Here is a 13,420-nt window from a genome sequence, read left to right on the forward strand (position 1 = left end):
GGACGGTCAGGCATTGACCTCTTCCGACCCCATGGTTTCCGGATGGCGCTTGTTGTGGAACTGGATATATTCCCGCACCCAGTTGCAGTAGGTTTTCTCGGTGCGATAGGCCAGGTGCCGGGCGCGAATGAATGCACGGAAACGATCCATGAACCGGGTTGGGATAGCTGGTAGTGGGACTGGAATGTCATCCATGAATACAAGTCCTTTTTTGGTGCTGTATATACGTACAGTTCAAGTAGGGTTTGTGGCGTTGGCAACTGGAAAAATGATCGATGCGACCATGAACTGGGTGAGTTTGTAGAAATCTGTAGTTGGGGAGCAGACAGATCATGGCTGGCCGGTGTTCGTCAAATTAACAGGAGTTGGTACCAAAAGTTTGGGAGTTCTCACGGAAGCAAATATCGGCAAAACGGTCCGCATTGTTGTCGGTGATCGTGAGTTTTCGAGGTCGACAATCTGGGTGCCAATTCCTAGCGGGGATTTACAAGGGACATTCAGTTCCAAGGAAGTTGCTACCGATTGGCAGCGAACTATAGCAGGCCAACTGCCTGTCGCCCCGTGCGGTGCTGGAAATTGAGTAATGCCTAACCAGTTGTGGCAGTTCGTTCCGGGCCATGAGGCCCTCCACCGGATGCCCTTTTCGCTGCGCTACAAGGGCACCGCTGAACAAAAGCGTTAAATCAGTAGTGATACCGGAGCTGGGCGATAAGCAAAGCGTCATCCGTGACTTTGTACACCATTCGGTGTTCATCATTGATTCGCCGGGACCAGTAGCCGGCCAGGCTGTGCTTGAGGGGTTCTGGTTTACCAACACCTTCGAACGGTTCTCGCTTGGTCTCTTTGATCAGCTTGTTGATTCGGTTAAGGATCTTTTTGTCGGTTTTTTGCCAGTACAGATAGTCTTCCCAGGTGTTCTCGGAGAAGATGAGTTTCATTCAAGAAGTTCCTTTTCTTGACCGCCGCCTTGCTCCAGCTCGGCAACGGATTCCAGCAAACGCCGTGCGTTTTTTGGTGCGCGCAGAAGGTATGCAGTTTCTTGCAGCGCCTCGTAGTCCTCCAGGGAGATCATTACCACTGACGGCGACTTGCTCCGGGTGATGATCACAGGGGAATGGTCTTCACAGACCTGCTCCATGGTTTTTGCTAGATTGGTTCTAGCGGCTGTGTAGCTAATGGCATCCATAAAGTTGCTCCTGTACAGGATATTGATCATGGTCAGGATACCGTACGCAAAAGGATTTAACAATCGGCTGCACAGCGACCGGTTTTCCGCCGCTACGCAGCTCCAGCCCGGCACCTTTGAACATGCGGTGCACTACCTGATTGAGCACAAGCTGGACCTGGCGGTATTCCATCCCAAGTATCGCAACGAAGACACCGGCCGGCTGGCCTACGATCCGGCCATCCTGCTCAAGATCATCCTGTTTGCTTACTCCAAGGGCATCACGTCCAGTCGCGAGATGCAGTGGTGCTGCGAGGCCTGGTTCGCTATCACCTCAAGGCCCATTACGAGCGGGACGAGGCAGAGACCGAAGCTGAGCTGGACCGGGACATCCGACGAGCCAAGACCATCCTCTCGCTGGATGAGGCCGCGAAGAAAGTGGACCGCTTCCTAAAGACGAACCGCCCACGGATGGGCCGGGGGAAGCGGAGCAAGGAAGTGAAGAGCAACCTCACCGATAACGAAAGCGCCAAGATGACCACCAGCAAGGGCACGATCCAGGGCTACAACGGCGTGGCCACGGTGGACAAGAAACACCAGGTCATCATCGACGCCCAGGCCTTTGGCGAGGGCCAGTGGCAGCTATACTGCCTGGTGCACAATATTGAAAAGCTGGCGAATTACGGGCGGTTGGCGGCGTAATGCTAAGAGTGGAAGGCCAGAAATGTGGCCGCTGAATGCCAGTAATACCGGCACTGTGACCGTCAAAGGGCCGAAACTGATGGCTGAACATTGAAATGGCGATAATCAGCTAGCTGATGGCCGCTATAAAAATTTTAGATAACAGGCGCTGGGGACGGCTCGAAATCGAGTTTTTCTACAGCCTCGTTGGGCGGCTTAAACTATGAAAGTTCATAGACTTACATCAGGTGAAGAGAGTCTTTGGTCCAGGGCTGTTTCAGTGGTTGTTGCGGAAGAAGATCGTGAAGGACCATTGGTGTCCCAACGAGAGATTGCCCAGGCTCTTGGTGACTCGCGCTGTTATTTGGTCGTTGCCGAGGCGGATGGTGACCCTGTCGGCTTATTGAGCGCATATCGTTTCCCTGATGTCGTCACGGGCGGTGAGTTGATCTACCTGTATGACATTGAGGTTCGCTTCGACCATCGCCGCAAAGGCGTTGGCACCACGCTCATCCACTCTCTCATCGAATGCGGCCAAGAGGACCGAGTGAGGCTAATCTGGGCAGGCACCGACGTGATGAACGTGGCAGCACGTCGCGCCTTTGAGGCGACTGGTGCGAAGTTGGAGGGTGAGTCCTATGCCGAATTCGAGTGGAGACTCTAAGATTAAGGCGAGTGGTTTAATGTGTATGAAGCGAACAGTTTAAACGCGGAGAGGTCTCTCCGCTGGCGCTCCAAAGCTGGCCGAGCCGCCTGAGTGCTGGGCGGAAGAAGAATTAGGAGGCAATGATGCTCAAGTTCGTCAAGTTTGCTGAACTACCCGTGATGGATCAGGATCGCGCTTTGCGCTTCTATACAGAGAAGATCGGTCTTAAGGTCGCGCAGGACGCGCCGTATATGGGGGAATGGCGCTGGATTGAGCTGGAGATCCCGGGCGCTGAGACCCGGATCATGTTTACAAAGCGGCAGGATGAAGGCAATGAGGATACGCCGCGTTTGGTTCTCATCGCGGATAGCGTTGATGCGATGTACCAGGAACTGAATAAGAAAGGCGTCCACTTTACAAAACCACCAACCACAGCACCGTGGAACCCGAGCGAGACGTTCGCGCAGTTCCGCGATAGCGAGGGCAATGGGATCGTGATCGGATCAAACTGACTCATAGAGGCACCTATGCGCGAGCGGACACGCTGGGCGGCTTATCGAGAGGATTAGAGAATGACCGAATTGACTATCTGGACCTACGACTGGGTGCCCGAGGGTCCCCGCGGATTTGTGCGGGACCTGAGGTTGCGCTGGGCGTGCGAGGAGGCAGAACTTCACTATGCAGTAAAAACGGTGCCATTTGATGACCGCGAGACCAATCATCTTACGCAACAGCCTTTTGGCCAGGTTCCCTTTCTGAGCGACGGAGAATTACAGCTGTTCGAAAGCGGTGCGTGTCTTCTGCACCTCGCCCAGAAGAGTGACAAATTGATGCCTACTGAGGCTGTTGGAAAAGCTCAAACGCTGCAGTGGGTGATTGCCGCACTAAATTCGATCGAAATGGTCAGCGTGCCCTGGTGGTTTTTGACGATGTCTGGTGACGCAGAAAATGATCTCGCGGGGTGGATGGGTAAGCGTCTTGATCAATTAGAGGAAGTTTTGAGCGAGCGAGATTGGCTCGCGGCCAACCAGTTCACGATTGCGGATCTGTTAATGGCTGATGTGCTGCGCGTGCCGAAAGTGCGTGCTTTCGGCGACCGAAGTGCAACCGAAGCCTACGTAGCACGTGTGACAGACCGACCGGCATTCAGGAAAGCGTTCACGGACCAAATGGCGCATTTCCGGCGGGCCGATGAAATACGGGGTTAAGTCCGTGCCCTGGCCGCCCAACGAGTCGCTGCAGGGGACTTTTGACCCGTCGCCCATTTTTACTACCGCAAAAACGGCCGCCGCCTCAAACGCCCCTGAGCTCAGGCGTTGATATGATTCGAACTGATATGGTTTTTTACAGCAGCACCCTCAACGGTCCAGGTATTTCCGGTAAAACATCAGCGGCTTATCCGTCTCGACAGGCTGGTCGATGTCTTTCCAGGGAAAGGTTGCCTGAATCTCCGGCATTGGCTGGTAACCAAAGCGTTTCCAGACCGGATCAAGCGGCTGGTAATCCGTCGGTTTCAGTGGGTGGTTCTCCGGCCGCTGCACGGCGCAGAATACGCTGAGGGTCTTGCCCAGCTGGCGGGCGTGAGCTTCCCGCTCCTCGAAAAAGGCCCGATACAGGCCATGGCCGCGGTAGTCCGGCAGTAGCACGGACTCGGCGCAGTAAAAGACTGAATCGATATCCAGCCCGGCCTCTACCAGCGGCTGGCGAAACTCCTCGGTTTCGTCGGTCATGGCCAAACCCGTCGAGGCGCCGATGACCCGGTCGCCGTCCAGGGCCAATACGCAGATCGCTGTGTCGGACTCCACATAGGTTTTCAGATAATCGCGCTCGTATTGCAGCGAGCCATCGTAGAGGTAGGGGAAGTCGCGAAAGACTCGAATGCGCAGCTCAGCCACCGCCTGGAGCCAAGGATCCAACTCGCTGCCGGTTACAACCTGGGTGCGCAGGTAATTTGGCGTCATTGCTAGCCTCTTTGTCCGGTGTTGATTGGCGCTATTCTACCAGTGACACGATGATTCAATCATTTACCGTGCGGCCTTATGTTTTATTGCAGCCGGCCTGCAGCGCATCTTTTTCGATAATTTGCGCGAGGCGTCTGACGCCGGGGCCGATCTGGCTGGGGTCATGAAAGATCAGATAGAGTTGCGCAAAACGGGCATCGCCATCGCCCAGGGGCAAGGGTTTCAGCAGACCCGACGCCAGTTCATGCCGGATTTTATCCTCTGGCAGCCAGGTAAAACCGTAACCGCGGCAGACGGCGCCAATGGAGGTGGCCATATTGGAAACGGTCCAGCGTTGCGCCACGTCCACGGTAGAGGTGCGGCTATCGCGTTGTTGTGAGGTGTCACGCACCACCAGGTGGCGATGTTTGCGCAGGTCGTTCAGGGTTGGCGGGCGGCCCAGGTGGTGCAGGGGGTGGTCGGCATGGGCGACCGGGACAATGCGGGATGTGTGGGGTAGCGCCTTGCCATTGGAGCCGGCCGGCACTTCGGGCAGGATGGCCAGCTCCACCTGACCGGACAGCAGCAGCTCCGGACCACCCTGGAAGATGGTTTCGTACAGGTTGATGCGGGTATGGGGGCTTTCTTTGCCGAAACGGTCGAAACTCTCCAGTAGCAACCAGGTGGGGTAAAGCGCCTCCACGGCAATATTGATTTCACTTTCCCAGCCGGCCGACACCTTGCCTGCCGCCCTTTCAAGGTTGGCTGAGTCCTCCAGTAATTGTCGGGCCCGCCGGTAGAGCATGTCACCCGCCGGGGTCAGAATGGCCCGTCGGCCGTCCATCTGGAACGCTTTGATATCCAGCAGGCGCTCCAGCTTCTGCACGGCGTAGGTCACCGAGGACTGGCTCTTGTGCAGTTTTTCGGCCGCCTGGGCATAACCGCCGGCTTCCACGACCGCCACCAGGCAACGCCATTGCTCCAGGGTGATATGGGGGGAAGGAAGGCGCTCCATATATGATCAAAATATTAGATAGAATTGGGCTAAACTTTGAACTATAGAATCTAATTAATCAATGTTTTAATTCTCTCATTCCCGTTCCCAATAGGCAGAAACGCAGGAGAGAGATGATGACAACATTATTGAAGATTCAGAGTAGCCTGTTTGAAGACGCTGGTCAGTCCTCGCAACTGGTTCAACAGTTTGTCGAGCGCTGGCAGGCACAGCAGGAAGATGCCCGTGTGATCAGTCGTGACCTGGCGACAGAGAATATTCCCCACCTGGATCAGGCACGGCTCGGGGCGCTGATGACTTCTGAGGCTGAACGTACGCCGGAGCAGCAGGAGATGGTGGCGTTTGCTGACAAGCAGATTGCCGAGGTACAGGAAGCCGATGTGCTGGTGCTGGGTATCCCCATGTACAACTTCAGCATTCCTTCGGTGCTCAAAGCCTGGATGGATTATGTTGCGCGGGCCGGGGTGACGTTCCGCTACACCGAGCAGGGGCCGGAAGGGTTGCTGCAGGGCAAGAAAGCCTACGTGTTTATCACCCGGGGTGGTTTTTACGGTGATGATCATGCCCAGACTGCACTGGTCCGCCAGTACCTCGGATTCGTGGGCATCACCGACGTGGAAATCATTCATGCCGAAGGGCTGAATATCGGTGATGAGACACGTGACAAGAGCCTTGCCGAAGCAAATGACAGGATTGCCGAACTGCTGGCGGCCTGACTCTCAGTCGGACCATCCTCGCTATCGGGATCTGGGCCAGGAATGGTGGGCGCAATTCGCGCCTCCGTTCCTGGCCACCTGTAACGACATTCAGTCCTTGTCCTTTTCCTTGTCTTTTTCCTTGGCCGCTGCCTGGATCTTCTCCAGGTGTTCGTGCAAAAGCTTCTCCAGTTTGATCAGCTTCTCGCGATTCTTCTCGTTGGGACGATTGGTGTAGAGATCCACGTAGGTTTTTGTAACCTCATGGAGTATAGGGTGAAGCTGCTTGTACTCCTCTTCACTCATGACTGTTCTCCTTGCCGCTCGCGTTTTGCGATTTCATACGTTAACTATGGCTCACATCTCGGACTGTTGAAAGTGATGTGGCTCAATCATATGACACTCTCCATCAATCGTTGGCGAAACCATTGGTGGGCAGGGTCGTTGTCCAGCACGGGGGCCCATAGCAGGTATACCGGCAACGGCGGAATATCGGCGGGAAAAGGCAGGGTCTGAAGCCCCAGCGCGTGGGCGTATTGTTGCGCCAGGCGCAGGGGGACGGTGGCAATCATATCGGATCGGCTGCAGGTGGCCAGCATGCTGGCAAACTGCGTGACCCGCGCACCGGCACGACGTTGCCAGCCCGGTTCATTGAGGATCTGATCCAGCGGCAGGCGGCGGTTCCGCTCCGGTAGTACCACGTGTTCGGCATCCAGGAATTGCTGTTTACTGCAATTGCCCTGCAGGGTGGGATGCCCCTGCCTTGCAACCACGGCCAACCGTTCCCCCATCAGCACCTGGCGGTGTAACTGATCGTTTTCAGGGCCAAAGGCGTCCACGGCGAGATCGGCCTGGGCGGTACCGAGGGTCTGTGTGAGGTCGTCTCCGGCCAGTGCCACTTCCACCACCACGTTCGGTGCCTCTGTCCGCAGGCGTGCCAGCAGCGGGGGTAATATCACCATCTCGAAATAGTCATTACTGAGCACACGAAAGTGACGTTGGCTGGTGGCAGGCACGAAGCGATTGGCCGGGTCCAGGGTGTCACGCATGGCGGCCAGTTGCTGGCTGAGGCTGTCGTGCAGTTCCCGCGCCCGTGGGGTCGGCAGCATGCCCTGACGTGTGCGCACAAACAGGGGGTCGCCCAGGGTATGGCGTAGGCGCTGAAGGGCAGCGCTGATCGCCGGCTGACTCATGCCCAGGGTTTCGGCGGCACGGGAGAGCTGGCCGGCGTCCATGATGGCATCGAACACTGGCAGCAGGTTGAGGTCGACACTTCGTAAGTTCAGCTTCATGGATAATACTTATACCAAATATTGAATAGGAAAATATATGGGGCGCCATTAAGGTCGAAAGTGCATACCTGCACTGACTGTCTGGGAGAACAAAAATGGACGATCAAAAACTGACGATGCTGGTAACGTCTTTTATCGTATTGACCGCCCTTTGGGAGGTCGTCAGTGGCCGCACCCGCGAGGGGCGCAAGAGCAAGCAGGACTGGCGGATGGCGTTTCTCGCCACGTTCATGATGGTGGCGGTTCAGCGACCACTGGTATTGTTGGTGCTGACACTGGTCCTTTCAACGCTGATTCCGGGCAGCGCCGGTTCGCTGGCGTGGCTTGAGCAGGCGTATTTCTGGCCGACGCTGATTGTCTTTTTCTGCGTGGAGGAGTTCATCCATGGCAGTTTCCACCTGTTCGCGCACCGGCGCCGCCCCAACAACAGGGTCCTCCAGTGGATACAGGCGTTCTACAAGATGAGTCACCGGCCGCACCACATGTCCGGTGGTCTGGATAACAAGGGGCAACTGTCGGTGACGCAAACGTTCGTCAACGGGTGGGCCTGGTGGTTGATCATGCCTAACTACACCTTCCAGCTGCTGTGCCTTTACCTGGGATTGGTGGATGTCTTTCTGATTGCGACCGCATTCAAGGGCCTCTGGGCGGCCCATACCCACGTCAACTGGAATTACGATCTGTATTTCCATAATCACCGCTGGGCCTGGGTGCGCAAGACGATGTGGGCGTTGGCTCATATTCTGGTGTTCCCGACCCAACACCATCACCACCACGCCCGTGGTCCCAACTCAGCCAAGAATGTGACCTCCACACTGGCGATTTATGACTGGCTGGTCTTTGGCACCCTCGCGATTGAGACCAGTAAGCCCAAGGTTTACGGCTGGCGTCAGAAAGAACAGGAAGCGAACAGCGTCCTGAAACGTTATTTCTGCTGGGATGTGCGGCCATACGTCCCTAAAGGCTGAAGCCCGACGCTGAAAACAGCTAAGCTGAAGGGGGCAAAGCAGATTTCGGTCAGGATTTCATGAAAGTGATTGAAGGCAGCCTGTGTTCACTGGCACCGCTGCGTTTTCTATGCGACGAGATGTTGAATGGTCTGGCGCAATGGCTACGTGTTGCCGGTTACGATGCGTCCATGCCCGTTCTGGGTTCGCCAGACCGGCAGTTGATGGATCAGGCTCGTGCTGAGCAGCGCTGGCTGGTCACCGCGGATGCGGACCTTCTGGATTTTGCCTGCGCCCCATTATACGTTCTTTATCTGGCGGGTCAGGATGAGCAGGCGCATCTGCGGGAGCTGACCCTCAAGCTGGATCTGGACTGGTGCTTCGCGCCTTTCAGTCGCTGCAAGAACTGTAATACCCCGCTTCATACAGCCAGCGAGTGGGAAATGCAGCATTTCCATCCCCGCGCTTCCAGGCGGGGGCACAACAAGTGTGGGTCTGTACCCCGTGTCGCCAACTCTACTGGGATGGCAGCCATGTACGGCAAATGCGCCGCCAGCTGGAAGCGATGAACGCCTGGCGGCACCCTTGCAGAATGGATTCTGATGGTTAGTAGTATTAAACATGAACGAATGTTCACAATTCGATGGGCGAGTGCTATGTTGAAAATGTGAGCTTTCACATTTTCGCGCCTGGCGATGACTCCTGGCGGGTGGAGGTTGTTGTACGGAGGCTGCGCTTATGGGCACGGCGAATGATCCAGATAACAAGATTATCGCCAGGTTGCGGAAAAAGGCTGAGCGGTTGGAGCGCCTTGAGTCCAGGCTCAGAGTGCTGGAGCAGGAACGTGAGGATTTGCTGGATTGTAAGCAACAGCTGTCCAGCAAGCTGGAGAGGTACCACCGAAGCCTGAGGGAGTGGGAGTGGTTCTTCGAACATTCGGTTCAGATGCTGTGCATTGCCGGGTTGGATGGTTACTTCAAGCGGGTGAATGCCGCGTTCGCCAACGCGTTGGGCTATTCCAAAGAAGAGTTGTTGTCCCGCCCTTTCGTGGACTTTGTCCATCCGGACGACGTGACCAGAACGACCAGGGAATTGGAGGGGCTGGGGGCCGGGTACGACAGTGTCAGTTTTGAGAACCGCTATCGGGCCAAGGACGGAAGCTGGCGCTGGATTGCCTGGTACTGTCCCGCCATTACCAACGTCACAACCAAACTGTTTGCGATTGCCCGCGATATCACCGAAGACCGTCGCAAGGAAGCGGAAATCCTTCACAAGGCTTCCCACGACTCATTGACGGGGCTGCACAACCGGGCGGCATTCGAAGAAAGTCTCGAGAGTGCCATTGCCCTGCAACGTCGGAACCAGACAGGCGAAGTGGTGCTTTACCTGGTTGATATCGACGGCTTCAAAGAGGTCAATGACCGGCATGGACACTTGGCGGGGGACCACCTGCTGCAGGTGATCTCGGAACGGTTCCGGCAGGTCCAGCGGGCGGGTGAAATGGTGGCGCGGGTGGGGGGCGATGAGTTTGCCTTTCTGGTGGACGGCACCACGGACGATGCCAACACTTATCCGTTTGAGCCCCTTGCAGAACGCATTATTGCCCAGGTCAGCGAGCCGGTAGCGCTGAACAAGGAGACAGTCACCGTGGGTTGTAGTATCGGCATTTCAACGTTTCCCGGTACCGCTGACGATTTCGGCACGCTGATGTCCCAGGCCGACAAGGCGATGTATTCAGTCAAGCATTCCGGAAAGAACGGTTTCCGAAAGTTTGATCCTTCGCTAACCTGACGGAATCTCTCCCGATCGATCAAGCGGAACAGCACCAATGACGGAATACTTTATCCAGGCGTTTATCTATCTGTTGGCGGCGGTTGTCGCGGTCCCGTTGGCCAAGCGCCTGGGGCTGGGCTCGGTGCTCGGGTATCTGGTGGCCGGGGTGATCATCGGGCCGGTGACCGGCCTGGTGGGCCAGGAAACCGCCACAATCCAACACTTCGCCGAATTTGGTGTGGTGATGATGTTGTTCCTGGTGGGCATGGAGCTGGACCCGAAATCCCTGTGGGCCATGCGGGTCCGCTTGCTGGGCCTCGGTGGCCTGCAGGTGGTCTTGACCTCTGTCGCGGGTATGGCCATCGCCTGGTGGTTGGGGTTGCCCTGGCAAACCACCATTGCCGTGGGTCTGATCTTCTCCCTGTCTTCCACTGCCATCGTCCTGCAAACTCTGAATGAGAAAGGTCTGAGCAAGACCGAGGGTGGTCGTGGGGCCTTCTCGGTGTTGCTGTTCCAGGATATTGCCGTTATTCCCATGCTGGCGCTGATTCCCTTGCTGGCGATCTCAGAGGTGGCCGCCGTTGGCTCGGCGGATGCCGGTCACCATGGCAGTTTCAGTCTGGTGGCGGACCTGCCCGGCTGGGCCCATGGGCTGGTTGTGATTGGCGCGGTGGCGGCGGTGATTGTGGGCGGGCACTACCTGAGCCGGCCGCTGTTCCGCTATGTGGTGCAGTCCGGTATGCGGGAGGTGTTCACTGCCATGGCGCTGATGCTGGTGATTGGCATTGCGGCGCTGATGAGTGTGGTGAACCTGTCGCCTGCCCTTGGCGCATTCCTGGCCGGCGTGGTGCTGGCCAACAGTGAATTCCGCCATGAACTGGAAGCCAACATCGAGCCCTTCAAGGGGCTGCTGCTTGGCCTGTTCTTTATCACCGTCGGTGCCGGCATCAATTTCGATGTGTTGTCGGCGCAGTGGGGTACGGTGCTGACGCTGGGGCTGTTGGTAATTGTGGTCAAGGTCGGGGTTCTGCTGTTGCTGGCGCTGCTGTTTGGCCTCCGTGGCCGGGACGGCTGGTTGTTTACCCTGGGCTTGGCCCAGGCCGGTGAGTTCGGATTTGTGCTGCTGACCTACAGTATGCAGAACCGGGTGATTCCCATGGACATTGCCCAGGTACTGGCCCTGGTGGTAGCGCTATCGATGTTCCTCACGCCGTTGTTGTTCATTGCCTATGACCGCCTGATCCTGCCGCGATATCGTGAAGCCCGTAACGAGCAACGGGATGCCGACACCATTGAGGAACAGGCACCGGTGATTGTGGCCGGAGTGGGGCGGTTCGGCCAGATTGTCTGCCGCTTGCTGCGGGCCAACAACATTCCGATTGTGGCGCTGGATCTGGCGCTGGACCAGATCGAGAACCTGCGTCGTATCAACATCAAGAGTTACTTTGGCGACGCCAGCCGGATGGACCTGCTGGAAACCGCCGGTATCGCCAATGCCCGTCTGCTGGTGGTAGCCATTGACGACCGGGAGAGAGCGGTGGCCCTGGTGCACCACGTCAAGCAACACTTTCCGGGTGTCTGGATTCTGGCGCGGGCCTTCGACCGGGGCCATGGCTACGACCTGCGGGACGCGGGCGCCGATGACGTGGTCAGTGAGACCTATCATTCCGCCCTGGAGCTGGGCGGACAGGCGCTTACGGCGTTTGGCGTACACCCCCTGCGTGCCCGCCAGATGACCTGGGCCTTTGTAAACAACGAGAAGGCCCATGAGGCGGAACTGCACGAAGCCTGGAAAGATATCGAATCCGGAATCAGTTTCAGCCCCCGTTACGGTGAGCTGTTCATGAAGCTGGAAGACACTCTCAGTCACGTGATGAAGCAGGACTGGCAGCCGCCCAGTCGTGACGAGGTGCCGCTGTGGGCGGCACCGGAAAGCGCTGGGCGCTAGGCGGCTTCTTCGACCTCTTTGGTCTCGGTTGCCGGTACCGTCAGCATCAGCAGGAAGCCGATTAGCAGGAACAGCAGAATGGTGCTCATGCCCCAGCGCTGGCTGTCGGTGACTGCCGTGACCCAGCCCACCAGGAGGGGGCCGGCGAAGGCCGTTGCCTTGCCGGAGAAGGCAAACAGGCCAAACATCTGGGTCTGAAGGTGGGGTGGTGCGACGCGGGCCAGGTGTGAGCGACTGGCGGACTGCAACGGCCCCACGAAAATACCCAGGATCATGCCCCATATCCAGAAGGCGGTGGCGCCGTCCACCAGCAGGATGGCCAGGGCACTGCTGCCCAGCCCCACCAATGCCAGCAGAATGGTGTTACGACCGCCAAGGGCGTCGTCAATCCAGGAGAATCCGAGGGCGCCGAGCCCTGCCGTCACGTTGAGGGCGATGGCGAATTGCAGGACTTCGGTAGGACTCATGTTGAAGGTGCCGGCAGCGTACACACCCCCGAACGTAAAAATGGTGGCCAGCCCATCGGTGTACAGCATACGGGCGATCAGGAAACGTACAATGTCCTTGTACTGGCGGACGTGGGCGATGGATTCCTTTAATTGCCCGAACCCGGCGCGGGTGGCGGCCGCCAGGCCCAGGCCAGTGGATGGCCGGTCCGGGATGAAGATGAACGCCGGCAATGCGAACACCATATACCAGACCGCCACGAGAACGAAGGTGGCGCGAATGTGTTCGGCCTTGTCCCGGTCCAGGTTGAAGAGATTGGCGTCGGTCTCGATAAAGCCATACAGCGCGACCACCAGACTCAGAACGCCTCCCACGTAACCCAGTCCCCAGGCCCAGCCTGACCAGCGCCCGGTGCGTTCCTGGCTGGCCAGGTCCGGCAGCATGGAGTTGTAGAAAATAAACGCGAACTCGGCGCCCAGGGTGCCCAGGCCTACCCATAGCGCGGCGTTCCAGAACTGGTTTTGATCGGGTGTCACGGTCCACAGCATGGCGGATGAAAGCACGCACAGCAGGGTAAAACTGATAAACCAGGGTTTGCGTCGCCCTGATTGGTCCGCAATGGCGCCCAGTATCGGCGCCAGAATCGCGATAAAGACACCGGAGATGCCCACGATGTTGCCCCAGGCGTTGGTGCCGGCGACTTCATCCTGCATCACCGACACGCTGAAATACTGGGCAAAGACAAAGGTAAGAATGATGGTAAAAAAGGCGCTGTTGGCCCAATCGTAAAAAGCCCAGGACCAGAGTGCGCGTTTGTCTTCCTGCGCGCCCGGGGGCTGGGCGTGGGTCGTCTGTGGTGGCATGTTCGGCT

General features: G+C 57.3%; 15 protein-coding genes and 2 pseudogenes. 9 read left to right on the top strand and 8 right to left on the bottom strand.

The features are described 5' to 3' along the window. Positions 1-6: 6 nt before the first annotated feature. The 3 genes from EHN06_RS01705 to EHN06_RS01715 all read right to left on the bottom strand — a co-directional run bounded on the left by EHN06_RS01705 (position 7) and on the right by EHN06_RS01715 (position 1,186). Positions 7-195: a site-specific integrase gene (locus EHN06_RS01705; protein ID WP_228257391.1), complete on the bottom strand. Its 189-nt coding sequence runs from the start codon at positions 193-195 to the stop codon at positions 7-9. Positions 196-683: 488 nt separating this feature from the next. Next, positions 684-938, bottom strand: coding sequence for a Txe/YoeB family addiction module toxin (locus EHN06_RS01710; protein ID WP_127329598.1), 255 nt, complete (start codon positions 936-938; stop codon positions 684-686). Next, on the bottom strand, positions 935-1,186 hold the full coding sequence (locus tag EHN06_RS01715; protein ID WP_127329600.1) for a type II toxin-antitoxin system Phd/YefM family antitoxin: 252 nt from the start codon (positions 1,184-1,186) through the stop codon (positions 935-937). The genes EHN06_RS01710 and EHN06_RS01715 overlap by 4 nt, the downstream gene beginning before the upstream one ends. Before the next feature lie 97 nt (positions 1,187-1,283). Here EHN06_RS01715 and EHN06_RS21660 point away from each other — a divergent pair. The 4 genes and pseudogenes from EHN06_RS21660 to EHN06_RS01735 all read left to right on the top strand — a co-directional run. Then, a pseudogene (locus tag EHN06_RS21660) lies at positions 1,284-1,801 on the top strand (transposase); the annotation flags it as partial. A 268-nt stretch (positions 1,802-2,069) separates the two neighbouring features. Beyond that, positions 2,070-2,510: a GNAT family N-acetyltransferase gene (locus tag EHN06_RS01725; RefSeq protein ID WP_127329602.1), complete on the top strand. Its 441-nt coding sequence runs from the start codon at positions 2,070-2,072 to the stop codon at positions 2,508-2,510. 122 nt (positions 2,511-2,632) lie between these two features. Further along, on the top strand, positions 2,633-3,004 hold the full coding sequence (locus EHN06_RS01730) for a VOC family protein (protein WP_206075709.1): 372 nt from the start codon (positions 2,633-2,635) through the stop codon (positions 3,002-3,004). A gap of 60 nt (positions 3,005-3,064) precedes the next feature. Next, positions 3,065-3,700, top strand: a complete 636-nt coding sequence (locus EHN06_RS01735; protein WP_127329604.1) for a glutathione S-transferase family protein — start codon at positions 3,065-3,067, stop codon at positions 3,698-3,700. Between the two features lie 150 nt (positions 3,701-3,850). Here EHN06_RS01735 and EHN06_RS01740 read toward each other — a convergent pair whose 3' ends face one another. Both EHN06_RS01740 and EHN06_RS01745 read right to left on the bottom strand, forming a co-directional pair. Further along, the gene (locus EHN06_RS01740) at positions 3,851-4,453 is read right to left on the bottom strand and encodes a GNAT family N-acetyltransferase (RefSeq protein WP_127329606.1); all 603 of its coding nucleotides are present in this window, start codon (positions 4,451-4,453) and stop codon (positions 3,851-3,853) included. Positions 4,454-4,529: 76 nt separating this feature from the next. Next, on the bottom strand, positions 4,530-5,447 hold the full coding sequence (locus EHN06_RS01745; RefSeq protein WP_127329608.1) for a LysR family transcriptional regulator: 918 nt from the start codon (positions 5,445-5,447) through the stop codon (positions 4,530-4,532). Between the two features lie 113 nt (positions 5,448-5,560). Here EHN06_RS01745 and EHN06_RS01750 point away from each other — a divergent pair, with 113 nt between their 5' ends. Continuing rightward, on the top strand, positions 5,561-6,163 hold the full coding sequence (locus EHN06_RS01750; protein ID WP_228257392.1) for an FMN-dependent NADH-azoreductase: 603 nt from the start codon (positions 5,561-5,563) through the stop codon (positions 6,161-6,163). Between the two features lie 90 nt (positions 6,164-6,253). On the opposite strand, the gene EHN06_RS01755 is transcribed toward EHN06_RS01750, so the two are convergent. Further along, complete coding sequence (locus tag EHN06_RS01755; RefSeq protein ID WP_127329610.1) at positions 6,254-6,448, bottom strand: hypothetical protein; 195 nt, start codon at positions 6,446-6,448, stop codon at positions 6,254-6,256. Positions 6,449-6,534: 86 nt separating this feature from the next. Continuing rightward, positions 6,535-7,434, bottom strand: coding sequence for a LysR family transcriptional regulator (locus tag EHN06_RS01760; RefSeq protein WP_127329612.1), 900 nt, complete (start codon positions 7,432-7,434; stop codon positions 6,535-6,537). 95 nt (positions 7,435-7,529) lie between these two features. On the opposite strand from EHN06_RS01760, the gene EHN06_RS01765 reads away from it, so the two are divergent. The 4 genes and pseudogenes from EHN06_RS01765 to EHN06_RS01780 all read left to right on the top strand — a co-directional run bounded on the left by EHN06_RS01765 (position 7,530) and on the right by EHN06_RS01780 (position 12,102). Further along, on the top strand, positions 7,530-8,402 hold the full coding sequence (locus EHN06_RS01765; RefSeq protein WP_127329614.1) for a sterol desaturase family protein: 873 nt from the start codon (positions 7,530-7,532) through the stop codon (positions 8,400-8,402). Between the two features lie 119 nt (positions 8,403-8,521). Beyond that, positions 8,522-8,991, top strand: a pseudogene (locus EHN06_RS01770) (Mut7-C RNAse domain-containing protein). A 128-nt stretch (positions 8,992-9,119) separates the two neighbouring features. Beyond that, entirely contained in the window at positions 9,120-10,172 is a 1,053-nt protein-coding gene (locus tag EHN06_RS01775) for a diguanylate cyclase domain-containing protein (RefSeq protein ID WP_127329618.1), read from the top strand. A 37-nt stretch (positions 10,173-10,209) separates the two neighbouring features. Next, entirely contained in the window at positions 10,210-12,102 is a 1,893-nt protein-coding gene (locus tag EHN06_RS01780; RefSeq protein ID WP_127329620.1) for a monovalent cation:proton antiporter-2 (CPA2) family protein, read from the top strand. Here the strand turns inward: EHN06_RS01780 and EHN06_RS01785 are convergent. After that, complete coding sequence (locus EHN06_RS01785) at positions 12,099-13,412, bottom strand: MFS transporter (protein WP_127329622.1); 1,314 nt, start codon at positions 13,410-13,412, stop codon at positions 12,099-12,101. The genes EHN06_RS01780 and EHN06_RS01785 overlap by 4 nt on opposite strands. Between the last annotated feature and the right edge of the window lie 8 nt (positions 13,413-13,420).

The sequence above is a fragment of the Marinobacter sp. NP-4(2019) genome (genome assembly GCF_003994855.1).
Classification (GTDB): domain Bacteria; phylum Pseudomonadota; class Gammaproteobacteria; order Pseudomonadales; family Oleiphilaceae; genus Marinobacter.